The organism is Stenotrophomonas rhizophila (assembly GCF_007667275.1).
GTDB lineage: Bacteria > Pseudomonadota > Gammaproteobacteria > Xanthomonadales > Xanthomonadaceae > Stenotrophomonas > Stenotrophomonas maltophilia_AE.
This window is the reverse complement of record NZ_VDQT01000002.1, coordinates 613,996-639,636: the sequence shown is the minus strand read 5'-3', so window position 1 is coordinate 639,636 and position 25,641 is coordinate 613,996. Positions and strand designations below refer to the sequence as shown.

Annotated in this window: 21 protein-coding genes; 6 read left to right on the top strand and 15 right to left on the bottom strand. The window is 67.6% G+C overall.

Features of this window, described 5'->3' with window-relative positions:
* Positions 1-10 precede the first annotated feature (10 nt).
* Positions 11-2,674, top strand: a complete 2,664-nt coding sequence (locus tag FSZ13_RS08940) for a TonB-dependent receptor (protein ID WP_145479185.1) — start codon at positions 11-13, stop codon at positions 2,672-2,674.
* 99 nt (positions 2,675-2,773) lie between these two features.
* The gene (locus tag FSZ13_RS08935; RefSeq protein WP_145479184.1) at positions 2,774-5,110 is read left to right on the top strand and encodes a family 20 glycosylhydrolase; all 2,337 of its coding nucleotides are present in this window, start codon (positions 2,774-2,776) and stop codon (positions 5,108-5,110) included.
* Positions 5,111-5,187: 77 nt separating this feature from the next.
* Here the strand turns inward: FSZ13_RS08935 and FSZ13_RS08930 are convergent, their stop codons facing one another.
* Together FSZ13_RS08930 and FSZ13_RS08925 are read right to left on the bottom strand one after the other, a co-directional pair.
* Positions 5,188-5,562 (bottom strand): VanZ family protein, encoded by a 375-nt coding sequence (locus tag FSZ13_RS08930; RefSeq protein ID WP_260844129.1) that lies wholly within the window; start codon positions 5,560-5,562, stop codon positions 5,188-5,190.
* Positions 5,563-5,578: 16 nt separating this feature from the next.
* Positions 5,579-6,763, bottom strand: coding sequence for a class I SAM-dependent methyltransferase (locus tag FSZ13_RS08925; protein ID WP_145479182.1), 1,185 nt, complete (start codon positions 6,761-6,763; stop codon positions 5,579-5,581).
* A 55-nt stretch (positions 6,764-6,818) separates the two neighbouring features.
* Between FSZ13_RS08925 and FSZ13_RS08920 the strand changes: the two genes are divergently transcribed.
* Positions 6,819-7,556 carry a pteridine reductase gene (locus FSZ13_RS08920; protein WP_145479181.1) on the top strand — a complete coding sequence of 246 codons (738 nt, stop codon included), beginning with the start codon at positions 6,819-6,821 and terminating at the stop codon, positions 7,554-7,556.
* Between the two features lie 75 nt (positions 7,557-7,631).
* On the opposite strand, the gene folK is transcribed toward FSZ13_RS08920, so the two are convergent.
* Positions 7,632-8,114: a 2-amino-4-hydroxy-6-hydroxymethyldihydropteridine diphosphokinase gene (gene folK / locus FSZ13_RS08915; protein WP_145479180.1), complete on the bottom strand. Its 483-nt coding sequence runs from the start codon at positions 8,112-8,114 to the stop codon at positions 7,632-7,634.
* Between the two features lie 85 nt (positions 8,115-8,199).
* Here folK and FSZ13_RS08910 point away from each other — a divergent pair, with 85 nt between their 5' ends.
* On the top strand, positions 8,200-8,937 hold the full coding sequence (locus FSZ13_RS08910; RefSeq protein ID WP_145479179.1) for a 20S proteasome subunit A/B: 738 nt from the start codon (positions 8,200-8,202) through the stop codon (positions 8,935-8,937).
* Positions 8,938-8,967: 30 nt separating this feature from the next.
* Here the strand turns inward: FSZ13_RS08910 and FSZ13_RS08905 are convergent, their stop codons facing one another.
* Both FSZ13_RS08905 and FSZ13_RS08900 read right to left on the bottom strand, forming a co-directional pair.
* Positions 8,968-10,479 carry an ATP-binding protein gene (locus tag FSZ13_RS08905; RefSeq protein WP_145479178.1) on the bottom strand — a complete coding sequence of 504 codons (1,512 nt, stop codon included), beginning with the start codon at positions 10,477-10,479 and terminating at the stop codon, positions 8,968-8,970.
* 145 nt (positions 10,480-10,624) lie between these two features.
* Positions 10,625-11,002 carry a BON domain-containing protein gene (locus FSZ13_RS08900; RefSeq protein ID WP_145479177.1) on the bottom strand — a complete coding sequence of 126 codons (378 nt, stop codon included), beginning with the start codon at positions 11,000-11,002 and terminating at the stop codon, positions 10,625-10,627.
* A gap of 168 nt (positions 11,003-11,170) precedes the next feature.
* On the opposite strand from FSZ13_RS08900, the gene FSZ13_RS08895 reads away from it, so the two are divergent.
* A complete protein-coding gene (locus FSZ13_RS08895) occupies positions 11,171-12,214 on the top strand; it encodes an oxidoreductase (protein ID WP_145479176.1) in 1,044 nt (347 codons plus the stop codon).
* 189 nt (positions 12,215-12,403) lie between these two features.
* On the opposite strand, the gene gnd is transcribed toward FSZ13_RS08895, so the two are convergent.
* The 7 genes from gnd to FSZ13_RS08860 all read right to left on the bottom strand — a co-directional run bounded on the left by gnd (position 12,404) and on the right by FSZ13_RS08860 (position 20,273).
* Positions 12,404-13,309 (bottom strand): phosphogluconate dehydrogenase (NAD(+)-dependent, decarboxylating), encoded by a 906-nt coding sequence (gene gnd / locus FSZ13_RS08890; protein WP_145479175.1) that lies wholly within the window; start codon positions 13,307-13,309, stop codon positions 12,404-12,406.
* Positions 13,310-13,312: 3 nt separating this feature from the next.
* Entirely contained in the window at positions 13,313-14,593 is a 1,281-nt protein-coding gene (locus tag FSZ13_RS08885; RefSeq protein WP_428999985.1) for a hypothetical protein, read from the bottom strand.
* A gap of 17 nt (positions 14,594-14,610) precedes the next feature.
* Positions 14,611-15,342, bottom strand: a complete 732-nt coding sequence (locus FSZ13_RS08880) for a DUF2242 domain-containing protein (protein WP_145479174.1) — start codon at positions 15,340-15,342, stop codon at positions 14,611-14,613.
* Positions 15,343-15,551: 209 nt separating this feature from the next.
* Positions 15,552-17,729 carry a carboxy terminal-processing peptidase gene (locus FSZ13_RS08875; RefSeq protein WP_145479173.1) on the bottom strand — a complete coding sequence of 726 codons (2,178 nt, stop codon included), beginning with the start codon at positions 17,727-17,729 and terminating at the stop codon, positions 15,552-15,554.
* Positions 17,730-18,293: 564 nt separating this feature from the next.
* Positions 18,294-19,304 (bottom strand): lipoyl synthase, encoded by a 1,011-nt coding sequence (gene lipA / locus FSZ13_RS08870; RefSeq protein ID WP_145479172.1) that lies wholly within the window; start codon positions 19,302-19,304, stop codon positions 18,294-18,296.
* Entirely contained in the window at positions 19,297-20,007 is a 711-nt protein-coding gene (lipB, locus tag FSZ13_RS08865; protein ID WP_145479171.1) for a lipoyl(octanoyl) transferase LipB, read from the bottom strand. Before lipB ends, lipA begins: the two co-directional genes overlap by 8 nt.
* Positions 19,995-20,273: a DUF493 family protein gene (locus tag FSZ13_RS08860; protein WP_145479170.1), complete on the bottom strand. Its 279-nt coding sequence runs from the start codon at positions 20,271-20,273 to the stop codon at positions 19,995-19,997. Before FSZ13_RS08860 ends, lipB begins: the two co-directional genes overlap by 13 nt.
* Positions 20,274-20,465: 192 nt before the next feature.
* Between FSZ13_RS08860 and FSZ13_RS08855 the strand changes: the two genes are divergently transcribed.
* Positions 20,466-21,527, top strand: a complete 1,062-nt coding sequence (locus FSZ13_RS08855; RefSeq protein ID WP_145479169.1) for a lipid A deacylase LpxR family protein — start codon at positions 20,466-20,468, stop codon at positions 21,525-21,527.
* 105 nt (positions 21,528-21,632) lie between these two features.
* Here FSZ13_RS08855 and FSZ13_RS08850 read toward each other — a convergent pair whose 3' ends face one another.
* Genes FSZ13_RS08850 through mltB form a run of 3 tightly spaced genes read right to left on the bottom strand, consistent with a single transcriptional unit; the run spans position 21,633 to position 25,315 of the window.
* Entirely contained in the window at positions 21,633-22,850 is a 1,218-nt protein-coding gene (locus FSZ13_RS08850) for a D-alanyl-D-alanine carboxypeptidase family protein (protein WP_145479168.1), read from the bottom strand.
* A 60-nt stretch (positions 22,851-22,910) separates the two neighbouring features.
* Positions 22,911-24,161 carry a septal ring lytic transglycosylase RlpA family protein gene (locus tag FSZ13_RS08845; protein WP_145479167.1) on the bottom strand — a complete coding sequence of 417 codons (1,251 nt, stop codon included), beginning with the start codon at positions 24,159-24,161 and terminating at the stop codon, positions 22,911-22,913.
* Positions 24,158-25,315, bottom strand: coding sequence for a lytic murein transglycosylase B (mltB, locus tag FSZ13_RS08840; RefSeq protein WP_145479166.1), 1,158 nt, complete (start codon positions 25,313-25,315; stop codon positions 24,158-24,160). Before mltB ends, FSZ13_RS08845 begins: the two co-directional genes overlap by 4 nt.
* Between the last annotated feature and the right edge of the window lie 326 nt (positions 25,316-25,641).

The window sequence follows — 25,641 nt, the reverse complement described above, 5'->3', positions numbered from 1 at the left end:
GAGAGACATCATGAACCACCGCAAGAGCCTGCTTTCGGCAGCCATTTTCAGCTGTATCGCCTTCGGCGCCCATGCGCAGGACGCACAGCCCACCGCCACCGACCTGGATACCGTGGTCGTCACCGGTATCCGCGGTTCGATGGAGAAGTCCCTCGATACCAAGCGTGATGCCAATGCGCGCCTGGAAGTGGTCACCGCCGAAGACGTCGGCAAGCTGCCGGCGCACAACGTGGCCGACACCCTGCAGCGCCTGCCCGGCGTGAACATCAGCTCGGCCAGCGCCGACGAAGGCGGCTTCGACGAAGCCGACCGCGTGAGCCTGCGCGGCACCAGCCCCAGCCTCACCCAGACCCTGATCGATGGCCACAGCGTCGGCTCGGCCGACTGGTTCGTGCTCAGCCAGGGCAACAACGTCGGCCGCAGCGTGAGCTACTCGCTGCTGCCGTCCGAGCTGGTCAGCTCGGTGGAAGTGAACAAGTCCTCGCAGGCCAAGCTGCAGGACGGCGGCACCACCGGTACCGTCAACATCATCACCCGCAAGCCGTTGCAGTTCTCCAAGCAGCTCAGTGCCGAAGCCTCGCTGGGCGTGGTGCGCTCGGACCAGGCCGATTCCAACGACCCGCAGTTCTCGGGCCTGTTCAACTACAAGAACGCCGACGACACCTTCGGCGTGATGGTGCAGGGCTTCTACCAGAAGCGTGAGCTGCGCCGCGAAGCGCAGGAAATCCCGGGCGGCTTCTTCAAGATCAAGGCCACCGATCCGGTGGCGGCAACCAACCCGGACCTGATCGGCGTCAACGTGCCCGGCCTGCTGGGTTCGACCCTGTTCGAGCAGACCCGTGAGCGCAAGGGCGGCCTGGTCACCCTGCAGTGGAAGCCGATGGACGACCTGACCCTCGGCCTGAGCGGCTTCACCTCCGAACTTGAAGCGAACAACTACAACCGCAATTACATGATGTGGGGCGGCAACTTCGCCGCATCGCAGGCCCCGAACCCGGGCTACACGATCAAGGACGGCGTACTCACCAATGCCACCTACGCGGGCGTGCCGGGCACCAACTACGCCGTGTACGACATGATCTACCGTGAGGCGACGGCCAAGACTAGCTACGTCACCTTCGACGCCGACTGGCAGATCAACGACAACCTGGGCGCAAAGTTCCAGGCCGGCACCACCAAGGGCACCGGTGAGACCCCGCGCCAGTTCATTGCCGAAGTGACCTTGGGCCAGGGCGGCGGCGCCAGCTGGGCCACCCATGGCGCAGGTTCGCCGGTGGATTGGAACGTGGGCGGCAACACCGGCCCGGGCGGCGTCAGCAGCTTCGGCACCTGGGGCAACCAGCAGGTCAAGGCGGAAGACAAGGAAGACTGGGCGTCGCTGGACTTCAACCAGTACTTCAGCGATGGCGGTGCACTGAGCTCGATCGACTTCGGCCTGCGTTTCGCCGACCACGAGCGTGAAGCGCTGTCGCCGGAAGGCGCCAGCCCGGGCGACATCTGGTCGGCCCTGCAGGGCAGCGCTACTGGCCAGTACCCGAGCAACTTCGCCAGCGGCATCGGTGGCACCTTCCCGCGCGACATCTGGTACTACACCCCGGACGCGCTGAAGACCGCCATCCTCAACAACTCCACCTGGCTGTCCAAAAACGATGGCCCGACCGGCCGCCACAACTATGGCGCCGAGTGGAAGGTGAAGGAAAAGAACTTCGCCGGCTACGTGCAGGCCAACTTCGCCGGTGACTGGTGGAGCGGTAACGTCGGCCTGCGCTACGTGAACATCAAGCAGGACATCGACACCTACCTGGCCGTCAGCGACGCGGCCCGTGCCGACGTCAGCAGCCTGTTCGGCATGTGGCAGCGCCAGGCGTTCCAGAACAAGCACGACCGCGTGCTGCCGAGCGCCAACATCAAGTTCGACCTGGACGACAACCTGGTGCTGCGCGTGGCCGCGTCGCAGACCCAGACCCTGCCGGACTACTCCGCGCTGGGTGCGTCTGCATGGGGTTCGGACCTGAACAAGACCGGCGGTGGCGGCAACCCGGAACTGAAGCCGACCATCGGCAGCAACCTGGACGCCAACCTGGAGTGGTACTTCATGCCGCGCGGCCTGCTGTCGGTCGGTGCGTACCACATCGACCTGAAGGACTACGTCGCCTTCGACGTGGTCAACCGCCAGCTCTTCAGCGAACTGACCAACCAGCTTGAAACCTACGCGGTCTCCACCCCGATCAACGCCGACGGCAAGGTCACCGGCGTGGAAGTGGCGTACGAACAGCCGATCGGCGAGAACTTCGGCTTCAACGCCAACTACACCTACGCCAACGGCAGCTCGGCGCACACCTGGGCCGACGGCAGCCACAACCTGCTGGGCACCTCGAAGAACACCTACAACGTGGGCGCCTTCTTCGAGAATGAAACTTTCGGTGCACGCGTCAGCTACACCCGCCGTTCCTCGTTCCTGATCAGCCTGTCCGGTGCGAACCCGTACTACCAGGATGACTTCGGCACGCTGTCGGCATCGCTGAGCTACGCCCCGACCAAGTGGATGAGCATCACCCTGGACGGCCTGAACCTCAACAACCCGACCTACAAGTACTACCAGAGCGCGTCCATCCCGACCTCGTTCTACTCCAACGGTCGCCAGTACTACCTGAACTTCCGCTTCAAGTATTAAGGTATGCCGGGCACAGCCCGGCACTACCGGTCTTGTTTTCCCGAGACGGGCCCGGACATCCGGGCCCGTTTTTTTAGAACGCACCAAAGGAATGACCCGATGCATACCCGCACCCGTCGTACCTCGCTGTCGCTGCTCTCCTTCGCACTGGCACTTTCCCTCGCGCCGCTGGCCCATGCCACCGACGCCCAGGCACCGGAAGGCCCGCGTGCCCTGCCCGGCTCGCTGCCGCTCATTCCCGCGCCGGCCCACCTGCAACGCCTGGAGGGCGCCGGCTACACCGTCACCGCCACAACCGCGCTGCGTGCGCAGGGCGCCGCTGCGCAACGCGTGGCCGCGCTGTTCGCCACCCAGGTGCAGCACAGCGGCGGCCCGGCACTGTCGCTGGCCACCGGGCGTGGCAGCGACGGCATCCGCTTCGTGATCGACGGTGCGCTCAAGACCGGCGCCGAGGGGTACCAGCTGCGCAGCGATGCGCGCGGCGTGACCGTGCAGGCAGCCACCGAAGCGGGCCTGTTCTACGGCGCGGCCACCCTTTCGCAGCTGCTCACCGGCGGCAGCAACGGCGTGGTGCCGGCACTGAAGATCGACGACGCGCCGCGCTTCAGCTGGCGCGGCCTGATGCTGGATTCGGCCCGCCACTTCCAGAGCCTGGACGAGATCAAGCGCGTGCTCGACGCGATGGCCGAACAGAAGCTCAACACCTTCCACTGGCACCTCACCGATGACCAGGGTTGGCGCATGGAGATCAAGCGCTACCCGAAGCTCACCGGGGTGGGCAGCTGCCGCATTCCGGCCGGCGATGGCGGCCGCGACCCGGCCACCGGTGCGCCGCGCCCGTACTGCGGCTTCTATACCCAGGACCAGATCCGTGAAGTGATCGCCTACGCTGCCGCGCGGCATATCCAGGTGATCCCGGAGATCGACGTGCCCGGCCACGCCACCGCCGCCATCGCCGCGTACCCCGAGCTGGGCACGATCGATACGCCGCTGCAGCCGCTGAGCGAATGGGGCGTGTTCCCGAACCTGTTCAACACCGAAGAGAGCACCTTCGAGTTCCTGGAGAACGTGCTGGAGGAAGTCATCCAGCTGTTCCCCGCCAAGTACGTCCATGTCGGCGGCGACGAGGCGGTCAAGGACCAGTGGGAAGCCTCCGCGCGCGTGCAGGAACGCATGCGCGAAGTGGGCGCCGGCACCGAAAACGAGATGCAGGCGCACCTGATCAAGCGGCTGGAGAAGTTCCTCGAACAGCACGATCGCCGCCTGATCGGCTGGGACGAGATCCTCGAAGGCGGGCTGCCGCCGGAAGCCACGGTGATGTCCTGGCGCGGTACCGAGGGCGGCCTGAAGGCTGCCAGCGAAGGCCACGACGTGGTGATGTCGCCGGTCACCGACATGTACATGGATTACCTGCAGACCAACTCGGAGAACGAGCCGCCGGGCCGCCCGCTGACCACTCCGCTGGGCCGCGTGTACGGGTTCGAGCCGGTGCCCGACAGCCTGGCCCGCGACAAGCAGCAGCACATCCTGGGCCTGCAGGCCAACATGTTCACCGAGCACACCCGCAGTGTCGCGCGCCTGCACCACAACGTGTTCCCGCGCCTGGCCGCGGTCGCCGAAACCGGCTGGTCGCCCCGTGAGCGCCGCGACTTCGCCGACTTCCTGGCGCGCCTGCCGTCGCAGCTGCAGCGCTGGCAGGCCATGGGCATCGCCTACGCGCAGACGCCATTCGAGGTGGAAGCGGATGTGAGCGACGACCGCAAGGCCGGCACCGCGACGTTGGCACTGCGCAACCCGCTCAACTACGAGATCCGCTACAGCGTGGACGGCAGCCCGGTCACCGCCGCGTCGCCGCGCTACACCGCGCCGCTGATCCAGCCGCTGCCGGTGGGGGTGCAGGCTGCCACGTTCTTCGACGGGCAGGCGCTGGCCAAGGCGGCCAGCCGCTTCGACGTCACCGCGCAGTCGCTGCTGGGCCGTACCGACGAGCACCTGGCAATGTGCCCGGGCGAAGGCAAGCTGCTGCTGCGGCTGGAAGACGACGGCCCGGCCGATGGCGCGCGCGCGATCTTCAACGTGAACATCTTCAACCCGTGCTGGTTGTGGGAAGGCGCGGACGTCGACGGCATTGCGACGCTGCGGGTGCGGGCCGGGCAGATTCCGTACTACTTCCAGCTGGCGCATGACGAGCCGCAGCGGCGCTTCGTGCCGGCGCGCAGCGCGCACGGTGAGATGGACATCCTCAACGCGCAGTGCGATGGCAAGCCGTTGGCCAGCGTGCCGCTGCCGGCCACGCCGGGCAAGGATGGGTTCATCACGCTGGAAGCGGCACTGCCACGTTCGCTGAAGGGTCGCCAGGACCTGTGCGTGCGCTTCACCGGCGACACCCGTCCGACGATGTGGGTGCTCGACACGCTGGAGCTGGTGCCGCGTTGAGTCCGTGCCGACCAACGGTCGGCACCTACCGATTCAACCGCGTGATGGTAGGTGACGACCGTTGGTCGTCACCCGCCTCACCCGCGCAGGCGCAGCAGCAGATCGCGCAGCGGCGTGAACACCACCGCCATGCCGGCCACCACGCCAATGCTGTTGGCCAGCGCGTCCATCGGATCCGCCATGCGGGTGGTGGTCAACGCGCCCTGCAGGAACTCGATACCCACGCCCAGCAGGACCAGCCCGGCGCCGGCGCACAGCAGTGCCGCGCGCGTACGGTAGATCTGCACCGCCGCCGAGGCCAGCAGGAAGTACGCAAGGAAGTGCTCGATCTTGTCGCTGTTCTGCGGCAGCGCCAGCGGCGGCGGCGGGATCAGGCAGACCACGATCGTCAGCCCGATCGCCAGCCACCACAGGCCCAGCCACAGCCGTGGGAAACGCAGCGGCTTCAACATCCCTGTTGCCCGCATGTCAAAGCCGCCAGGTCAGGTCGCCGAGCGCGAACGCCGGTTCCAGATCCACGTCGCGCTGGAAGCCCATCACCTGGAAACGCTCACCCATTTCACTGGGCAGGGTCAGCTTCTTGACCTGGTCGCGCAGGCGCACCTTGCCGATCTCGTCGGCACGGCCTTCGGCCAGCGCCAACAATCCATCCAGCCCGTTGCCGAGCAGGAAACTGGACTGGCTGCAGTACCCCGCCAGTTCGAACCCGGCATGGGTGCCGGCTTCGGCCAGTGCGGTGAAATCCACCGACGCGGTCAGGTCCTGCAGGCCCGGCCACAGGAACACGTCGTTGTGCACATGGTGGCGGTAGAACGCGCGCACGGTGCCGTCGTCGCGGTCATCGCGATAGAACTCATTGCGCGGGTACCCATAGTCGACGAACAACATCGCGCCACGCTTCAAGCCACCGGCCACGGCCTGGATCCAGTACGGCAGGTGCGGCAGCAGTTCGGAGCGGTAGCCGTCGGCAAAGGGCTTTTCGCGATAACGCTCCAGGTGGCGCACGGCGGCGGTCAGCATGGCGTCGGCGGGCTGCGCACCGCGCATGAACGCACCGTCGGCATCCAGCTCCACGGTTTCCTCATAGACCATGCCGTCGCGCGCCAGGAAGCGCGGTGTCGGCAGGGCGTCGATCACTTCATTGGCGAACACCACCCCATCCCAGTCGTCGTCGAACGGGCCGTCCAGCCACTCCACCAGCGCGAACAGCGGCGGCACCAGCGCCCGCTGCAGGCGTTCGCGCTGGCGCTCGCGCAGGTCCGCGCTGGGCTCCAGGATCGCGTAACGCTCGGGCAGCGCATCCAGCTCCAGCATGCGCTTGAGCAGGATCTCGGCGAACGCGCCGCTGCCGCCACCGAGCTCCAGGAACCGCGCCTGCGGGCCCAGCTGCTGCATCACCGGGGCGATCGCATTGGCCAGCGTGGCGGTGAACAGCGGCCCCATTTCCGGGGCGGTGGTGAAATCGCCGGCTTCACCGAACTTGCTGGAGCCTGCGCTGTAGTAGCCCAGCCCGGGCGCATACAGGCTCAGCTCCATGAACCGGGCGAACGGCATGGCACCGCCATTGGCGAGGATCTCCGCGCGCAGCGCGGCGGCCAGTTCGTCGCTGTGGGCCAGGGCGTCGGTGTCGGGCGTGGGCAATGAGGAATGCATGGTGCAGGCGATTGCGGTGACAATGCACAGCATAGCCGAGCAGGAAGGAGCCCCGATGACCGCCACCACACCCGTCGTGCTGATCACTGGCAGCGCGCGCCGGATCGGCGCGGCCATCGCCCGCCAGTTCCACGCGTGCGGCTGGTCGGTGGTGCTGCATGCGCACACCTCCACCGCCGAACTGCAGCAGATGGCCTTCGACCTGGACATGCTGCGCCCAGGCAGCGTACTGGCCCTGCAGGCCGACCTGCGCGATGCCGAGGCCCTGCCCGACCTGGTCGAGCAGACTGTGGCCCAGTTCGGCCGCCTCGACGCGCTGGTCAACAACGCCTCCAATTTCTACCCGACCCTGCTCGGCCAGATCACCGCCGCGCAGTGGGACGACCTGTTCGCGGTCAACGCCCGCGCCCCGCTGCTGCTGGCCCAGGCCGCGGCGCCCCAGCTCCGCCGCCACCAGGGCTGCATCGTCAACCTGACCGACCTGCACGGCACCCAGCCGATGCGCGACCACCCGGTCTACGCGGCGGCCAAGGCGGCGCTGGAAATGCTGACCCGCTCGCTGGCGCTGGAGCTGGCGCCCAAAGTGCGGGTCAATGCCGTGGCACCGGGCGCGATCCTGTGGCCCGAGCAGGGCAAGGACGACTTCGCCCAGCAGGCGCTGCTGGCGCGCACACCGCTGGGCCGCACCGGCACGGTCGAAGAGATCGCCGAGGCGGTTTACTGGCTGGTCAACGACGCGCCGTTCGTGACCGGGCATACGCTGCGGGTGGATGGGGGGCGGATGTTGACGTGATGCCGGCTGCGTATCGACCAACGGTCGATACCTACCGGGCAATGCCCCCTGGCGGTAGGTGACGACCGTTGGTCGTCACAACTCGACGACCTCGAACGGGTCTGCGAACTGGGGGTGCGCCCGCCACAGGGCGGCGAGGGTCAGGCCGCTCACCGGGTCGATGAACTCCGGGGCGATGTCGGCCAGCGGTTTCAGCACGAAGGCATGCTTCAGCTCCGGGCGCGGAATGCGCAGGTGGCCGGGGCCCTCGACGATCAGGTCGCCATAGAACACCACGTCGATGTCCAGGGTCCGGTCGCTGAAGCGCGGGCCGCTGCGGTCGCGGCCGTGGGCGTCTTCCACGGCATGCAGCCACCGGTCGAGGTCCTCCAGTGGCTCATCAGTCTCGATCGCCACCGCGTTGTTGAGGAATGCCGGGCCGTCGAAGCCCACCGCGGCCGTGCGGTAGGCCGGGGACACGCGGATGTCGCCGAAACGCTGGCGCAGCGCGGCCACCGCGGCGTGAAGATGCTGTTGCGGCTGCAGGTTGCTGCCCAGGCTCAGGAGCACAGTGGTCATGGTCATTCAGCGTACGTGGGGCGAATCCACACGGGGTCAACAGGGCCACCGCATAGAATCGGGGTGCACATCATAGGACACCGACATGACCTATTGCGTCGGCATCGAGGTGGACGAGGGCCTGGTCTTCGCCGCCGATACCCGTACCAACGCGTCGCTGGACGACGTTCGCGTGCATCGCAAGCTGCACGAATTCGAGTTTCCCGGCAAGGCCAGCTTCGTGGTGATGGCCGCCGGCAACCTGGCCACCACCCAGCTGCTGATCTCGCGCCTGCACCGCGATGTGGAGGAACAGCGGCCGGAAAACCTGCTGGCCTACCGGCACCTGTTCGAGGTCGCCGAGTACGTGGGCCGGGTGCTGGTCGACAGCCAGGTCAAGTGCAGCACGCCCGAGCATGGCCATGACGGGGTCAATACCCAGGCGACCCTGATCCTGGGCGGCCAGGTGGGCGGCGAGCATCCGGGGCTGTACATGATCTACCCGCTCGGCAACGCCATTGCCGCCTCGCCCGAGACGCCCTTCCTGCAGATCGGCGAATCCAAGTACGGCAAGCCGATCCTGGACCGCATCATCCGCCCACAGACGCATCTGGACGACGCCGCGCGGACCGCTATCGTGTCGCTGGATTCGACCATCCGTTCCAACCTGTCGGTGGGCCTGCCAGTGGACCTGGTGCTGCTGCGCACCGGCGACCTGCGTATCAGCCACCGCATGCGGCTGTCCGGGGATAGCCCGCTGTATGCGGAAATCCACGGCAACTGGTCGCGGCGGCTGGAACAGGCGGTGGCGAGCCTGCCCCGCTTTCCCTGGGAAACCGGGTAGATACCAACCGTTCGCCGGTATTCCCCGCGATCAGGACAACGCGTCGGCCACCGAGCGGAACACCTGCTGCATCTCCAGCGGCTTGCGCAGCACGTGGACCTCCACACCCGCAGGGAAGCCCTGCAACGGCACCGGCTCATCCACGTCTTCCAGCACCAGTGCCGGGCCGTGGTACCCCAGCGCGGCCATTTCATCCAGCAGGTCGCTGGCCGAAAGCAGCCTGTCCCCCGCATCGGCGATCACCAGCGCCGGCATCGCCTCCTGCTGCATCCAGCGCAGCGCCGCGCCGCCATCGGAGGCCAGCTGCAGGTGGTAGCCCTGGCTGGACAGCGCATTGCCCAGCAGCGACAGGCGGGTCGCCTCGCCATCCACCACCAGGATCGACTGGCCCGCACCGGCAGCCACCGGCTGCACCTGCGGCGCTGCCTCGACGGTCTCGGCGCGGACCGGCAGCAGCAGCACGAAGCAGCTGCCCACGCCGGGCGTGCTGGCCACCTGGATGCTGCCCTGCGCGCCTTCGATGATGCGCTTGCAGGAAATCAGCCCCAGTCCGGTGCCGTTGGCCTTGGTGGTGAAGAACGGATTGAACAGGTGCGCCATCACCTCCGCACTCATGCCCACGCCCTCGTCGCTCACCGACAGCCGCAGCCGTTCCGGGCCGTGCGGGTCGGTGTCGAGCTCGGCGCGCAGGGTCAGCCGACCGCCCTCGGGCATCGCCTGGATGGCGTTGAGCGACAGGTTCAACAACACCTGCTGCAGCTCGGTGTAATTGGCATCCACCGCCAGCTCCGGATCGGCCACCTCCAGGTGCAGGCTGACCCGGGCCGGCAGCGTGCTGCGCAGCAGCAGCTCGATCGCTTCGAACAGGTGGGTGACCTGGATGCGTTCGATGGCAGTGCGCGAGCCGCGCACGAACGACAGCATCGACTCGGCCATCTCGTGGCCGCGCCGTCCGCACTCGGCAATCACGTCGGCCAGGTGATGCAGCCGGGGGTCCTGGGTACGCGCCTTGAGCAGCTCCGGCATGATCAGCAGCGGCTGCAGGATGTTGCGAAGGTCGTGGCTGAGCCCCGCGGCAAGCAGCGACAGGCTTTCCAGCCGCTGCGCGCGCATCAGTTCGGCCTCCACCCGCTGGCGGTCGACCGAGCCGCGCGCATCGCGCACCGCACGCGCCACGGCCGACGGCAGGCGGGCCGGCTGGTGCTTGATGATGTAGTCGTTGGCGCCCTGGTGCAGCGCTGCCACCGCGTTTTCTTCGCCCAGGGTTCCCGAGACGAAGATGAAGGGCAGGTCCGCATGCCAGCCGCGTACGATCTCCAGCGCCTGGTTGCCGGCGAAGCCGGGCATGTCCAGTTCGGAGAGCACGACGTCGGGTGCGAAACGCAACAGCGCGTCGCGCAGTTCGGCTGCGGTCTCCACCCGCTCGAAGCTGGCCTGCAGACCGGCCTCGAGCATCTGCCGGCTCATCAGCGCGGCATCATCAGGCGAATCTTCGACCAGCAGGATACGCAGGTGTCCCAACGAAGACCCGATCGGCGGCATGGCTACTCGGCCTCCCCGGCCGGGTTCGTCAATGGCGTGAATATACCCCACACCAACGTGAATGCGGCACGGGAGCGGCCAAGCCCCCGCCCAGCAAAAAGGGCGCGCCTTGCGGCGCGCCCCGATGTCTTCCGTGCTGCGAAAATCAGCGCGTGGCAGCGGCGGTGGCTACCTTCAGCGCCTTGGCATCGACGCTCTTCACGCCCTTGATGCCCTTGGCGGTGGTGATCGCCTTGTCATGCTCGGCCTTGGTGGCCACGGTGCCGGACAGCGACACCACGCCGTTGACCGTTTCCACCTCTACCTTGGTGCCCGGAACGTTGCTGCTCGCCAGCAGGTCGCTCTTGACCTTGGTGGTGATCCAGGTATCGGTGACCGGCTCGGCGGAATCATGCTTGTCGGCATGGGTCATGGCGGCGTGGTCGGTGGTCTTCGGCGGATCCTTGGCCATCGCCGCGGAGGTGCCGAGCAGCATGCCGAAGGCAAGCGAAGCAGCAAGCAGGTTACGCGTAGTGGTGGTCATGTGCGGTGTCTCCTAGTGTGTGTGCCCAGTGTCGGCGCCACTGCGTACACGAGGCGTCGCCATGACATCAAATCGCCGTGAACCAGTCAGTTTCAACGCCTGATATTCATGTTTCCGCAGTGCATCAATTGCAATTATTCTTAGCCCACGCCACCGGAAGACGACACCATGACCGCGACCCTGCAGGTGGGACTGATCGGCTACGGCCTGGCCGGAAGCGTGTTCCATGCGCCGCTGCTGCAACACACGCCCGGGCTGGCCCTGCACAGCATCGTCAGTTCGCAACGCGACCGGCTGCTACGCACGTTTACCGACGTGCACGTGCATGCGGCGGTGGAACCGCTGCTGGCCGACCCGGCCATCGACGCGGTGGTGATCGCCACGCCGAACCAACAGCATGCGCCGCTCGCGCTTGCCGCGTTGCAGGCCGGCAAGCATGTACTGGTGGACAAGCCATTCGCACTGGACATGACCGAAGCGCGCAGCGTGGTGGAGGCCGCACGCAGCGCCGAGCGCGTGGTCAGCGTGTTCCAGAACCGACGTCATGATGCCGACTACCTGACCCTGCGCGGCGTGCTTGCATCCGGTGTGCTGGGCCGCATCGCCGAATGCCATTCGCACTTCGACCGCTTCCGCCCGCAGGTGCGCGACCGCTGGCGCGAGAGCGAGGCACCCGGCAGCGGGTTGTGGATGGACCTGGGCCCGCACCTGCTCGACCAGATGCTGCAGCTGTTCGGCTGGCCCGAAGCGATCAGCGCCGACATCGCGGCGCAACGCGACGGCGCGCGCAGCGACGACTATTTCCATGCGGTCCTGCACTACCCCGGCCTGCGCGCGATCGTGCATGCCGGTTCGCTGGTCGCCGCATCGACGCCGCGTTTCGCGGTGCATGGCAGCCACGGCAGTTTCCTCAAGGACGGTCGCGACGTGCAGGAAGACCAGCTGCGCCAGGGCATCGCGCCGGGTGCACCGGGGTGGGGATTGGATCCCGTACACGGGCAGCACGTCTGGATCGACGATGACGGCAAGGTGCAGCGCCGCAGCGTGGACAATGTGCGGGGTGACTACCGGCAGTTCTACACCGCGTTCCGCGACGCGGTGCTGGGCGGGCAGGAGGCACCGGTGAGCGCCGAGCAGGCGCTGCAGCTGATGCGCCTGCTGGAGGCAGGCCGCGAAAGCGCCGACAGTGGCCGGCGCGTGGATCTTCGGTAACTGCGAACCTGAATCAACGGCACGGTCTGCCGGTTGGGTTGCATCCCGATCAACGGCCGATGCCGATGATCAGAGCGGTGGGGCATGACTCTCATCGGAGACGTCGCTCCGGCCAGGGTCATGCGTCCACGTGCCGATCACCCTTCCGTGCAGTCGTTTGGGAACCGACCCTACCGGCGCAGCCCCGCTTTACTCCTTCATCATGGCGTGGCCACCGAACTGGTTGCGCAGCGCCGACAGCATGCGGTCGCTGAAGGAATTCTTTTCGCGCGAACGCAGGCGCTCCAGCAGCGACAGGGTGATCACCGGTGCGGAGACATCCAGGTCGATGGCCTCGGCCACGGTCCAGCGACCTTCACCGGAATCGGGAACGAACGGGGCGATGCCGTCCAGCTGCGGATTGCGCTGCAGTGCGTCGGCACTGAGGTCGAGCAGCCAGGAACGCACCACGCTGCCGTGCTGCCAGGCCCGGGCCACCTCACCCAGGTCGAGGTTGAACTCGGTCTTGCGCTGCATCAGCGCGAAGCCTTCGGCATAGGCCTGCATCATGCCGTACTCGATGCCGTTGTGGACCATCTTGCAGAAGTGCCCTGCCCCGCTCGGCCCCACGTGCGCCCAGCCGCTGTCCCGCGCCGGCGCCAGGGTGCGGAAGATGTCACCGACCCGCTGCACCGCGTCGGTGTCGCCACCGATCATCAGGCTGTAGCCTTCCTGCAGGCCCCACACGCCGCCGCTGGTGCCGCAGTCCAGGTAGGTAACGTCCTCTTCCCGCAGCTGGGTCGCGCGGCGCATCGAATCCTTGTAGTACGAGTTGCCGCCGTCGATCACCACGTCGCCTTCGGACAGGTGCGGCGACAGCGCGGCCAGGGTCTGGTCGACCACTTCGCCGGCCGGCACCATCAACCACACCACGCGCGGCACCGACAGCTGCGCCAGTGCCTCGGCGGCCGACGCGCTGACTTCGAAGCCGCGCTCGGCAGCGCTGGCGCGCGCCGCGTCGCCCGGGTCGACACCGATCACGCGGTGGCCGCCGCGATGCAGCCGCTCGGCCATGTTGGCGCCCATGCGCCCCAGTCCAATCATTGCAATTTCCATGACTCACCTCTGCTCGGGTTGCGAATCGATCAACGCTGCCGGACACCGCTGCAGTCGGGTCTCGACCCAGCGGTGGTACAGCGTGGTATGCAGGTTGTGCAGGCCCAGCTCGAACGCAAACGGCGTGCGCGGATTGCGGTCGAGCAGGCGTGCGACGTGATAGCCCACCGGACGTATACCGCGCGGATGCACATAAATCACGAACCCCTGGTAGAACGGATCGTCCAGCAGCGCATCCAGTTCAGCCAGCAACGGCTGCTGGCGGGCCGGCAGCGCGGCGCGCAGGGTCGGGTCGCGCTCGAACAGCAGCCGCTCGAAGCGGCGCGGCCCCGGTCCCGGGATCTGGCTGGCCAGCTCCGAGATGCGCCGGTTGATGCGGTCGTAATGGGCGAAGCCGCCGTGCGTGCGCAGGGCGTCGCCCGCCTCCGCACTCACTGACACGATGACGAAGTTTTCGGCCTGGTTGTTGATGTCGTCCAGGAACTGGCGATCGAACACGTGCTCGATGAAGCCCGGGGCACCGACGAAGGCCTGGCGCCCGAGGCGCGAGGTACGCACGGCCTTGCCATCGGCGAACAGCGCGCCGGCGTGCCTGCCGAGCAGGATGCTGTCTGTGCCGTGCAGGGTCAGGAAGGTGCCGATCGACAGCTCGCCCGGGCTGAAAGCGGTATCGAAATCCGCATCTCCGAACAGCTCCCGCTGGGTCGCCAGCTGCGCGACCTGGCGGCCCACGCCGCACTCCCCGCGCACCCGGCCGGCGTAGAACGCCTGCAGCGCGTCGCTGTTGCGGCCGGACGGCTGGTAGCCGCGTCCCAGGCTGCGGAATCCTTCCCAGCCCTGCGCGTGGGCACCGCCGGTGCCGAAGCCGATCCAGCCCAGCTGCAGCCCGGAGAAGCGGAATCCCGGGTTGTCCTGCAACCGGTTCGTCGCGCGCACCGTGGCCTTGCCCAGCTCGAATGCAAAGGCACAGACCGTTGCTGGATCGTCGAGCAGCCCGCGCAGGAACTGCTCGCGCTGTGCCGGTGCCCAGGCGCGCGGCCACTGTGCACGCAGGTCGCCGGCGGCCTGCGCCTGCTGCAGGTCGTCGCGGTCGCAGACGGGGCCACCGTGCACACGTGGCGCGTCAATGTCAGCCTCGCCCAGCGTCCAGCCGAGCTGCTGCAGCAATGACTGCACGCAGCCGGGTGGCGTTGCGGCCACGCCGGACGCCGGCAGTGCCAGCAGCGCTGCCAGGACCGTCGCCACAGCGCGGGGGCGGGCGCGAAGGCAGGTGCGCGCGCGCAGCACGGAGACGCGGCCGCTCAGTGGGTCGGAACCGGCGTATCCCCGACGGGCGTAGGCGGCAGCGGGCTGGCGGTAGCGGGGGCTGAGGTGGACGGTGTGGGCGCCGAGGTGGCGGGATCAAGCGTGGGTGACGCCGGAACCGGCTGCGCGGCGGTAGGCTCGCGTGCCGGCTCCGGTACTGGCGCCTGAGGTGCGGGCACCGGCGGTACCGGTGCGGGTTCCGGCGTGCTGGCCTTGGCGGCCGGCAGGTATTGCTGCAGGCGCGCGAAGAAGCGGCGGTAGAAATCCGCGTCCTGCACGGTACTGCTGGCGACCTTCACCAGCGAATCGTCGTTGCTGCCGAACGGGAGCGAGACCGAGCCCAGCGCACCCACGCCGACGCTGGCCGAGGTCGGGCTCTTCTTCAAGGCATAGCGGTCCTGCACCGCGCTGATGAACACCAGCGCTTCATCGCCGCGCGGCGCGCAGGAGATGCGCAGCACGAGCTGCTCATGCGAATCCTCGCTGGGCTGGAAATTCTTGTTCGCTTCCACCGCGTCGGCGTCGGCGCGCGCGATCGCATAGCCCTGGCTCAGCAGGGTGCGCCGCGAGGCTTCGCAAGCCTGCGCCGGGGTGCCGGGCACGGTGCGCGAGTAGGTGTCGCCCGAATCAAAAGATTCGCGCAGCAGCGTGCTGTCGGCAGCCTTGCCGCCGCAGGCGGACAGGGACAGGGCCAGCAGGCCGGCCGGGAGTGCATGGGACAGCCGCATGGGCGCTCCTGCAGGAGGAAGATCGGCCAAGCATAGGGGCGGCGGCGTATGCGTGGGGTCTAGAACGCAGAAGGCCGGCGCTTCAGCCGGCCTTTCGTTTCTGTTGGGTTCACGCGGTCACGACCAACGGTCGTGACCTACCGGCGGCGGCGCGGGCACCGCAACCCGGTAGCGCACGACCGTTGGTCGTGCGCCGGGGTGCCGGAACGTCAATCCGCCCAACGGCCCACTGCGGTCGACTGCGGCAGGACCTGCGCCGACAGCGGGCGGTCTTCGGCCAGCAGGTTCACCGCGTCGGCCAGGATCGCGGCCGACTCGCGCAGCAACGGATCAGGGCGCTTTTCGGCGGCCTTCTCGCGCGCCGCATCCTTGACGATGTCGCGCTCGTTGCCGGTCAGGCCATCGTCATTGCTGTCGTCGGCCAGCGGGTCCAGGTCCAGGCCCAGCTGCTTGCGGGTGGCCTGGCGCTCCTTGCGCTGGGTGTCCTGGCGCTCGCGCTCGGCACGCCGCTCGCCCTCATTGAGCGAAATGTACTTCTTGGCCGCTTCGGTGCGGAACTGCTCCACGTCCTCGTTCCACCACTGGAATTCCTTGTCGGTGGCGATGCGCGAGGCGTGACGGCTTTCCAGCTTGGGCAGCAGCGGTCCGAAGTTGCCGTACTGGGTGTGCGGCACGGCGGCGATGCGGGTCCACGGCAGGGCATTGTCGTAGGTGCTTTCGCCGTACTCGGTGGCGTCGACACTGGCCGGGAAGGCCAGGTCCGGCACCACGCCCTTGTGCTGGGTGCTGCTGCCGCTGACGCGGAAGAACTGGGCGATGGTCAGCTTGACCTGGCCGAAGCGCTGGGCTTCGCCGCTCGGCCAACGGTCCAGGTCCACGATGTTCTGCACGGTGCCCTTGCCGAACGTGGTCTCGCCGATGACCAGGCCGCGGCCATAGTCCTGGATCGCGCCGGCAAAGATTTCCGACGCGGAGGCCGAGCCGCGGTTGATCAGCACCGCCAGCGGGCCATCCCAGGCCACCGCTTCGCTGCGGTCGTTGTTGACCGTTACGCGGCCACCGGATTCACGCACCTGCACCACCGGCCCCTGCTCGATGAACAGGCCGGTGAGTTCGATCGCTTCGTCCAGCGAACCGCCGCCGTTGTTGCGCAGGTCGAGCACCACGCCGTCCAGCTTGTCGTTCTTGAAACCGGCCAGCAGCTTGGCGACGTCGCGGGTGGCCGACGCGTAGTCGGTGGCATTGCGACGGCGACCCTCGAAGTCCTGGTAGAAGGTCGGCAGCTTGATAACGCCCACGCGGCGCTCCGGCTCGCCGTCCTTCGCGGGGATGGTCAGGGTTTCGCCCTTGGCGGCCTGCTCGGCCAGGCGCACCTTCTGACGGGTCAGCACCAGCATGTGCGGCTTGCCGTCCACGCCTTCCTCGGCCGGAATGAATTCCAGCCGCACCTGGGTGTCTTTCTTGCCGCGGATCTTGGCGACCACGTCATCGATGCGCCAGCCGATCACGTCCTCGACCGGTCCGGACTTGCCCTGGCCGACGCCGACGATGCGGTCGCCCGGCTTCAGCGTGCCGTTCACGGCGGCGGGACCGCCGGCGATGACCTCGCGGATCACCACCATGTCGTCCTGGCGCTGCAGCTGCGCGCCGATGCCTTCCAGCGACAGCGACATGGCCTGGTTGAAGTTTTCGGCGGTGCGCGGGGTGAAGTAATCGGTGTGCGGATCGACCGCGCTGGTGTAGGCGTTGAGGAAGAACTGGAACACGTCCTCGCCCTTCAGCTCGTTGACCGACTTCTCCAGCTGCGCATAGCGCTTGTCCAGCGTCTTGCGGATGTCCGCCGGCTGCTTGCCGGCCAGCTTCAGCCGCAGCCAATCGTTCTTGACCGACTTGCGCCACAGGTCATCGAGCTCGGCGCTGCTGGCCGCCCACGGCACGTCCTTGCGGTCGTACTCGAAGCGCTCATCGCTGCTGAAGTCGAAATCCTGCTTGAGCAGTTTGCGCGCATAGCCCACCCGCTCGCCCACGCGCTGCTTGTAGACCGCGAACACCTGGAACGCCGGCTCGAGCTCGCCGCCACGGATCGCGGAGGAGATGTTGGCTTCGAACGGGGCGAACCTGGTGATGTCGGCCTGGGTGAAGAACTGCTTGCTGCCGTCCAGCGACTCCAGGTAGCGCTTGAACACGTCCTTGGACGTGGCCGCATCCAGCGCGCGTGGCCGGTAGGCGTAGCGACTGTCCGACAGCAGCCCGTAGACCAGCTTGGAGGTGGTCACCTGGTCGGCCGTGGCCGCCGACGGCAAGGCCGGCGAGTCGGCATACGCCGCCAGCGCCAGGGGGGCGCTCAGCGCCAGGGCCATCAGGAATGCGGGGGCTTTGAATTTCATCAACTTGCTCATGGCACCTTGCCAGGGGAGAGACTGCGTGCGGATCAGACCACACGACAGTGCCGAAAGTTGCGGGGTTTGTCATCCGCCGCGACAGAACGCGGATTTCCAGCCTAAACGCGGCGCTGTATCAAATTGTGAATGACGCGGGATTGCCGTGGGGGATGGGGTTTACGGGTAAGACCGCGCTACGGCCTGAAGCGTTCCGCGGTCGGTAGGCGTTCAGGGCGGAGCGGGTCGACGGTCTTCGGGCGGGGCAATCGCGAGCGTTGGGGGGCCCCGCCGCGGCCGGCAGGCCCCTATGCAAATGTCCCCCGGTGCCGGCCTGCGGCCGACACCTCCTCCTTTACTTTGCCAGGGACCTACCGGCCGCGACGGGGCTCGGCTTGCGGTTGGCAATGGAAAAGCAGATGTCGCGGTGCCACGCCGGTGGGGCGAGTGCGGGGCCGCCGTGCCCTTGTGGGCGAATTAAAAGGAGGAAGGTGGCGGCCGCAGGCCGACGCCGGGGGAAATTCGCCCACAAGGGCACGGCGGCCCCGCGCTCGCCCCACCGGCAGCCGCTTTTCAGGCGACGCCAGCGCCCTTTGCCTGCACGTCGGCGTGGTACGACGAGCGCACCATCGGGCCGGAGGCCACGTGGCTGAAGCCCAGCTCGTAGCCGTAGAGCTCCAGTTCCTTGTATTCCTCGGGCGTCCAGTAGCGCAGCACCGGGTGGTGGTGCGCGGTCGGCTGCAGGTACTGGCCGATGGTGATCATGTCCACGTCGTGCGCGCGCAGGTCGCGCATGGTCGCCCGCACCTGGTCCATGTCCTCGCCCAGGCCGAGCATGATGCCCGACTTGGTCGCGATCGACGGGTGCTGTGCCTTGAAGTTCTTCAGCAGGGTCAGCGACCACTGGTAATCCGCGCCCGGCCGCACATTGCGGTACAGGTCGGGCACGGTTTCGATGTTGTGGTTGAACACGTCCGGCGGATTGGTCGCCAGGATGTCCAGCGCCCGCTCCATGCGGCCCTTGCCACGGAAGTCCGGGGTCAGCACCTCGATGCGGGTGTTCGGCGACTTCGCCCGGATCGCCCCGATGCAGTCGGCGAAGTGCTGAGCACCGCCGTCGCGCAGGTCGTCGCGGTCCACGCTGGTCACCACCACGTACTTCAGGCCCATGTCGGCCACGGTCTGGGCCAGGCTGGCCGGCTCGCCCGCGTCCGGCGGCTTCGGTCGGCCGTGGGCCACGTCGCAGAACGAGCAGCGGCGCGTGCAGACCTCGCCGAGGATCATGAACGTGGCCGTGCCATGGCTGAAGCACTCATGGATGTTCGGGCAGCTCGCCTCTTCGCAGACCGTGACCAGGCGGTTCTCGCGCAACTTCGCCTTCAGCGTCTGCACCGCGTTGCCCGACGGGATCCGCACCCGGATCCACGACGGCTTGCGCAGCACCGGCGCGTCGGCGAACTGCACCGGCGAGCGGCCGATCTTGTCGCCGCCCAGCTGTTTGACCCCCGCCTGCAACGGCGCGGCGGACGGCGTGTCGCCCTGCACGACCTGCAGGGGAATGATGCGAGCAGTGGATTCAGTCATGGTCTGTCAGATCGGGCAGGTCCGCGGCAGGCTGGGGGTCCAGGCCGAACTGGCGGGCCAGGTGGCCCAGCAGTACCGGCGTGACGGCCGCCATGCCGGACGGTCCCCCCAAGTCTACCATCGAGGTGACCTGCAGCCCTTGGTAGCCGCAGGGGTTGATGCGGTGGAACGGTTCCAGGTCCATCGCCACGTTGAAGGCCAGGCCGTGGAAGGTGCAGCCCCGGCGGACCCGGATGCCCAGCGCGGCCACCTTGGCCCCGCCCACGTATACCCCCGGTGCCCCGTCCCGGCGTTCAGCCCCGATATTCCATTCGGCCAGCGTATCGATGATCGCCTGCTCGATCCGGCACACGTAATCGCGCACCCCGATGCCCAGCCGGCGCAGCTGCAGCAGCGGGTAGACCACGATCTGGCCCGGACCGTGGTAGGTCACCTGGCCACCGCGGTCCACGTGCAGCACCGGGATGTCGCCCGGCGCCAGCACGTGCTCGTCCTTGCCGGCCTGGCCGAGGGTGAACACCGGATCGTGCTCGACCACCCAGAGCTCGTCCGGGGTGTCGTCGGTACGTGCATCCGTGAAACGCTGCATTGCATGCCAGACCGGCGCGTAGGGCTGGCGCCCCAGGTCGCGCACGATGGCCGCGCGCGCCGCCCGCTGCCCGGGGGCAGCGACGTCCAGCGCACAGGTTTCTACAGCGTCCACTTCACTTCCGGATGTTCGCGCAGGGCTTCATGCGCGGCGTCGTACTGTTCGCGGCTTTCGGCCTTGAACACCAGCCGCACCGAGACGTACTTGCCGTTGGACGAGGTCTTCCAGCTGATCCGCTCTTTCACCACGTCGATGCCGGCGTTCATCAGCAGGGCAGGAAGCTCATGTTCCAGCCCCCTGTTCGCCGGGCCCATCGCGCTGAGCTCGAATTGACCGGGGAACTGGAAGCCGTGTTCGGGATTGTCAGACTTGATTTCCATGACCGCGATTATGGGGACGGTTGCGTCTGAACCCAAGCGCTGCGCGAACGTGGCCACAGCTGCGCCCAACGCTACGTGAAAATCGGTCTTCACGAACAAGACGCTCCAGTGCGTGCGCGGCGCTGGTCAGGGCATCACGCGCTGAATACCCTGCTCCCGCTTAAAAATGAATAAACCACAAGCGGGAACCTTATGCTCCTCAAGCGATACGCGTTGCCGGCCGCCCTTGCCGGTGTCATTGCCGCTGCCGCCCCTGCGGCGCAGGCCGCCGACCAATGCGGGCCCGACGCCATGCGCGAGCACCCGCCCCAGGTCAACTTCCGCGTGGACAACGACCTGTTCGGCGGCGCCGACCAGGACCAGGGCTATACCAACGGGGCGCAGATCACCCTGGTATCGCCCAACCTGGTCGACTACACCGACGACCCCTGCCTGCCGCGCCTGGCCCGCTGGGTCAACCGCCACCTGGAACGCCTCGCGCCCGGCGAGTTCGAGCAGCAGAACATGCTCTTCAGCTTCGCCCAGCAGATCTACACCCCCAAGGATTTCACCCGCCGCGACGTGATCGAGGACGACCGTCCCTACGCCGGCGTGCTGGTGGGCAGCTTCGGCTACAACGCCCGCCGCGGCGATTACCTGCAGACCACCCAGCTGACCCTGGGCGTGGTCGGGCCGTGGGCGCTGGGCGAGGAAGTCCAGGACGCCGTGCACGACCTGCTCGGCGACGAGAAATTCCAGGGCTGGGACAACCAGCTGCACAACGAGCCGGTGATCATGCTCACCCATGAACGCATGAACCGCTGGGGCGATGCCGAGGACAACCTGGCCGGCTGGGGCTGGGATGCGATCAGCCACTACGGCGGTGCGGTCGGCAACCTGGCCACCCACCTCAATGCCGGCGGCGAAGTCCGCGTCGGCTGGAAGCTGCCCGACGACTTCGGCAGCACGCCGCTGCGCCCGGCCGGGGAAAACACCGCGCCGACCCGCGGCGGCAAGCCGACCGGCTGGTCGTTCCACCTGTTCGCCACCACCGACGCGGCCTGGGTGATCCGGGACATCACCCTCGACGGCAACACCTTCCGCAACAGCCACAGCGTGGACAAGCGCAACTGGGTCGCCCAGGGCGGCTACGGCCTGGCGGTGATGTACAACCGCTGGAAGTTCGCCCTCGCCCGCTACCACAGCACCCGCGAGTTCGACCTGCAGGACCAGTCGCCGATCTACGGGTCGTTCACGATCAGCAGATCGCTATAGCGATCTGCGGGTAGGTGCCCACCGTTGGTGGGCACACCGAAAAGAAAAAAGACCGGCGCGAGCCGGTCTTTTTTTTTGCATTTCCAGGACGAACCAAGGAACCGTTTATTCCGATTCCCACCACATCCAGAAGCTGTCCCACAGGCGCTTGAAGAAGCCGGCTTCTTCCACTGCGGCCACCGCCACCAGCGGGGCCTGGGCCACCACCTTGCCGTCCAGGGTAACCTTCAGCGTGCCGACCTGCTGGCCCGCGGTGAACGGCGCTTCCAGGGTCTTCGGCACGTCGATGCTCGGCTTGAGGTCGTTGTAGCGGCCGCGCGGCACGCTCACCAGCAGCGGCTGGGCCACGCCCAGCTGCAGCGTGTCGGCCTTGCCCTTCCACACCTTGTGCTCGGCCACGGCCTTGCCCGGTTCGTACATGCGATGGGTTTCGAAGAAGCGGAAGCCCCAGTTGAGCAGCGCCAGGCTGTCATCGGCGCGCTGCTTTTCAGAGGCACCGCCCAGCACCACCGCGATCAGGCGCTGGTCGCCGCGCTGCGCCGAACTCATCAGGCAGTAACCGGCTTCGGAGGTGTGCCCGGTCTTGATGCCGTCCACGCTCTGGTCGCGCCACAGCAGCAGGTTGCGGTTGGGCTGGGTGATGCTGCCCACGGTGAATTCCTTCACCTTGTTGTAGGCATAGGTTTCCGGGTAGTCGCGCACGAACGCACGGCCCAGCAGCGCCAGGTCGTAAGCGGTGGTGCGGTGGCCTTCGGCGCTCAGGCCGTGGGCGTTGACGAAATGCGAGTCCTTCATGCCGATCTTGGCGGCGTAGCTGTTCATCAGCGAGGCGAACGCCTCCTCGCTGCCGGCCACGTGTTCGGCCAGGGCGATCGCCGCGTCGTTGCCCGACTGGATCGCCATGCCCTTTTCCATGTCTTCCAGGCGTGCGGTCTGGTTGACCGGGAAGCCGCTGTAGCTGCCGTCGGTGCCTGCGCCGCCTTCGCGCCAGGCGCGCTCGCTCATCATCACCTGGTCGTCGTTGCGGACCTTGCCGTTCTTCACTTCGGCGGCGACCACGTACGAGGTCATCACCTTGGTGATGCTGGCCGGCGCCAGCTGTTCATTGATGTTCTCGCCCGCCAGCACCTGGCCGGTGGCGTAGTCCATCAGGATCCAGGCCTTGGCCACGCTGGGCTTGGGCGCAGGCGGGGTTGCCACGGTCGCCGGGGCGGCCGCGGCAGGCGCGGGTGCCGGAGCCGGGGTCGGCAAGGGGGTCTGGGCGGAGACCATGCCCACGAACAGCGTCGTGGCCAGGGCAGCAGCGGCAAAGCGGAATTTCATCGGACAGCAAGCTCCAGAAGGGCGCCAAGGGGGGTACAGGGGTGGGCCATTGTAGGCCGTTTACTCTTTGACGATCTGCGGCGACCCGAATCCCAGACCGGCAATGCGGCCGGCAAGTTCCGAGGCCGTGGCATGGTCGGTCGCCGGCACGCGCAGGCGCCACAGGGTACGACCGCCGCTGACGATGTCGCTGATGCTGGCGCCCACGATGCCCGCCGAGGACAGCTGGCCCAGCGCCTTGGTAGCGTTTTCGCGGCTGGCGAAGCTGGCCACCTGCAGCAGCACGTTGCCGACCTGCTGCTGCAGCGACGGCGCCGGGACCGCGGTCGGCGCGCTGTGTACTGCGCTCGGCAGCGGACGCGCGGCGGCCACCGGTGCTGCCGGCGGCAAGGTGCTCACGGTGACCGGGCCGGTCTCCAGCGTAGCGGCCTGGGTTGCGGCAGGTCGCGCGCCACCCGAAGCGGTCGGCGGCAATGCGCCCACCAGGCGGTCCATTTCACTGGCTCGCCGCGCGGGCGTGGCAACGACGACCGCTGGCGGCGGCGTGGACACCGCAGCGGCCGTGGCCGCAGCGCGGCGCTCGCGGCGCGAGGATCTGTCGGCCAGCAGGTTGTCCTCGCCCGGGCTCAGCGCGCGCACTTCCACGTTGCCGGTGCCGCGCTGGGTGATGCCCAGGCGCACGGCGGCAGCGTAGCTGAGGTCGATGACCCGGCCATCGTGGAATGGCCCGCGGTCGTTGACCCGCACGACCACCGATTCGCCGTTGTCCAGGTTGGTCACCCGGGCGAAACTCGGCAGCGGCAGCGTCTTGTGCGCGGCGGTGAAGGCGTACATGTCGTACACCTCGCGGTTGGAGGTGAGCCGGCCATGGAACTTGGCGCCGTAGTAGGAAGCGGTGCCCTTCTCGGCATAGCCGCGGGTGTCGTCCATCACCTTGTACTGCTTGCCGAGCACGGCATACGGCGTCCTGTTGCCGACCGGCGAGCGCGGCAGGTCGACCACCTCCGGCTCGGGAATGCAGGCCACGTTGGGAATGTAGGTGGGCGTGCTGTCGTTGACCCCGGGCTTGTACAGGCCGCCGGCGCGGTAATCGCCGCGCGTGCTGGGGTCTTCCGCCGCCGCCTTGTAAGGCGAGCCTTCCGGGCAGTGCGCCGGGCGCCCGCCCCTGCCTGCGCCCTGCACCACGGTGCCGCCGGGCTTGCCCGCGCCAACGCTGGCGGCGGGCGGCTTCTTCGGTGCACTGCTGCAGGCGGCCAACGCCAGGATCAACAGGCCGGGAACCAGCCATCTGCAGTGTGCGAATGCGTTCATGCCGGCGGCAGCTCCTGTCCGGCGATGGCCTGGGACAGCTGGTACACCGCCATCGCGTACATTTTGGAAAGGTTGTAGCGGGTAATCGCGTAGTAGTTCTGGAAGCCCAGCCAGTACTGCCGGCCGGCGCTGCCTTCGAGCGTGATCGGGGTCGCGGTCAGCCCGGCCTGCACCGGAACGCTGGGCTGGTAGCCGCGCTGGGCCAGGTCGGACAGGGTCCAGGTCGGGGTCCAGTCGGTCGGGTCGAACGACGCGCGCCCCGGGGCCAGCGTGGCCGGCACCGCCACCGGGCCGCCACGCACCCAGCCGCCCTTCTTGACGAAGTAATTGGCGATGGAGGAGAACACGTCGTCGAAGCTGTTGAACAGGTCGCGGCGACCGTCGCCGTTGCCGTCGACGGCGAAATCGAGGTAGCTGGACGGCATGAACTGGCCCATGCCCATCGCGCCGGCGTAGCTTCCCTTGATCGACAGGATGTCCAGCTTTTCATCGCGGGCAAGCGCGAACAGGCGCGCAAGTTCGTCGCGGAAGAACAGCTCGCGGCGGACTTCCCGTTCGAGCTTGGCCGGATCGCCACTGCGCGGGTAGTTGAAGGCCAGCGTGTACAGCGCATCGAGCACGCGGTAGCTGCCGGTGTTGGCGCCGTAGCTGGTTTCGACGCCGATGATCGCCACGATCACTTCGGCCGGCACGCCGGTGCGTTCCTGCACCCGCATCAGTTCATCGCGGTGCTGCGCCAGGAATTTCCGCCCGCCGTCGATCCGCGCCTGGCTGATGAACATCGGCCGGTACTCGTTCCACGGCTTGACCCGCTCGGCCGGGCGCGACATGGCGGCGATGATCGGGTCGCGCACCTGTGCCTGGGCCAGGGTCGCATCGATCTGTGTGGCCGGAATGCCATAGCGTGCGGCGGTGTCGCGTACGAAGTTGGCGCGGGCGATCGCGAACGGCACCGGGGTCAGGTCGACCGGCGGTGCGCTGGCGGCGGCGGCTTCAGGCGCGGCCTCGGCCGGCCCCTTGTGCGCGACCCCCGGTCGGTTGGCCGGTCGGTTGGGCGCATCCGACGCCTGCGGCGGCGGTGATGGGGAGTGCGGCTGGGTCGCGCAGGCGACCAAACCGAGCGTGAGCATGCAGGCCAAAGTGCGTCGGATCATCGCCGCAGGTTAGCAGGTCAAAGATGAAATAAAACCCCTAAGACCATGAATCCCAACGATTTGCGTAGACAGGAACACGTTCGTTAAGACGACGTGTAAATCGCGGGTCAAGGTATAGCCGGTCGCGCCCCCATCCCCATGAGCGCGACCGGCGCCACCGACCTGGTCGATACCAGCGCGACGCGCTACTCCCCAGCGCAACGTCGCACCCCCTGTACCCGTTAGGTCAACTACGTCCCGCAGCGCTGGGGCGCGTCATCTTGGCTGACTGCGCAGCTGCTGCGGGTCGCCATTGTGCAGGCCGATTACGACAAGTCCATTGATCG

Coding starts and splice junctions, on each gene's coding strand:
- FSZ13_RS08940 (WP_145479185.1), top strand. CDS start 11: ATGAACCACCGCAAGAGCCTGCTTTCGGCAGCCATTTTCAGCTGTATC.
- FSZ13_RS08935 (WP_145479184.1), top strand. CDS start 2,774: ATGCATACCCGCACCCGTCGTACCTCGCTGTCGCTGCTCTCCTTCGCA.
- FSZ13_RS08930 (WP_260844129.1), bottom strand. CDS start 5,562: ATGTTGAAGCCGCTGCGTTTCCCACGGCTGTGGCTGGGCCTGTGGTGG.
- FSZ13_RS08925 (WP_145479182.1), bottom strand. CDS start 6,763: ATGCATTCCTCATTGCCCACGCCCGACACCGACGCCCTGGCCCACAGC.
- FSZ13_RS08920 (WP_145479181.1), top strand. CDS start 6,819: ATGACCGCCACCACACCCGTCGTGCTGATCACTGGCAGCGCGCGCCGG.
- folK (WP_145479180.1), bottom strand. CDS start 8,114: ATGACCACTGTGCTCCTGAGCCTGGGCAGCAACCTGCAGCCGCAACAG.
- FSZ13_RS08910 (WP_145479179.1), top strand. CDS start 8,200: ATGACCTATTGCGTCGGCATCGAGGTGGACGAGGGCCTGGTCTTCGCC.
- FSZ13_RS08905 (WP_145479178.1), bottom strand. CDS start 10,479: ATGCCGCCGATCGGGTCTTCGTTGGGACACCTGCGTATCCTGCTGGTC.
- FSZ13_RS08900 (WP_145479177.1), bottom strand. CDS start 11,002: ATGACCACCACTACGCGTAACCTGCTTGCTGCTTCGCTTGCCTTCGGC.
- FSZ13_RS08895 (WP_145479176.1), top strand. CDS start 11,171: ATGACCGCGACCCTGCAGGTGGGACTGATCGGCTACGGCCTGGCCGGA.
- gnd (WP_145479175.1), bottom strand. CDS start 13,309: ATGGAAATTGCAATGATTGGACTGGGGCGCATGGGCGCCAACATGGCC.
- FSZ13_RS08880 (WP_145479174.1), bottom strand. CDS start 15,342: ATGCGGCTGTCCCATGCACTCCCGGCCGGCCTGCTGGCCCTGTCCCTG.
- FSZ13_RS08875 (WP_145479173.1), bottom strand. CDS start 17,729: ATGAAATTCAAAGCCCCCGCATTCCTGATGGCCCTGGCGCTGAGCGCC.
- lipA (WP_145479172.1), bottom strand. CDS start 19,304: ATGACTGAATCCACTGCTCGCATCATTCCCCTGCAGGTCGTGCAGGGC.
- FSZ13_RS08860 (WP_145479170.1), bottom strand. CDS start 20,273: ATGGAAATCAAGTCTGACAATCCCGAACACGGCTTCCAGTTCCCCGGT.
- FSZ13_RS08855 (WP_145479169.1), top strand. CDS start 20,466: ATGCTCCTCAAGCGATACGCGTTGCCGGCCGCCCTTGCCGGTGTCATT.
- FSZ13_RS08850 (WP_145479168.1), bottom strand. CDS start 22,850: ATGAAATTCCGCTTTGCCGCTGCTGCCCTGGCCACGACGCTGTTCGTG.
- FSZ13_RS08845 (WP_145479167.1), bottom strand. CDS start 24,161: ATGAACGCATTCGCACACTGCAGATGGCTGGTTCCCGGCCTGTTGATC.
- mltB (WP_145479166.1), bottom strand. CDS start 25,315: ATGATCCGACGCACTTTGGCCTGCATGCTCACGCTCGGTTTGGTCGCC.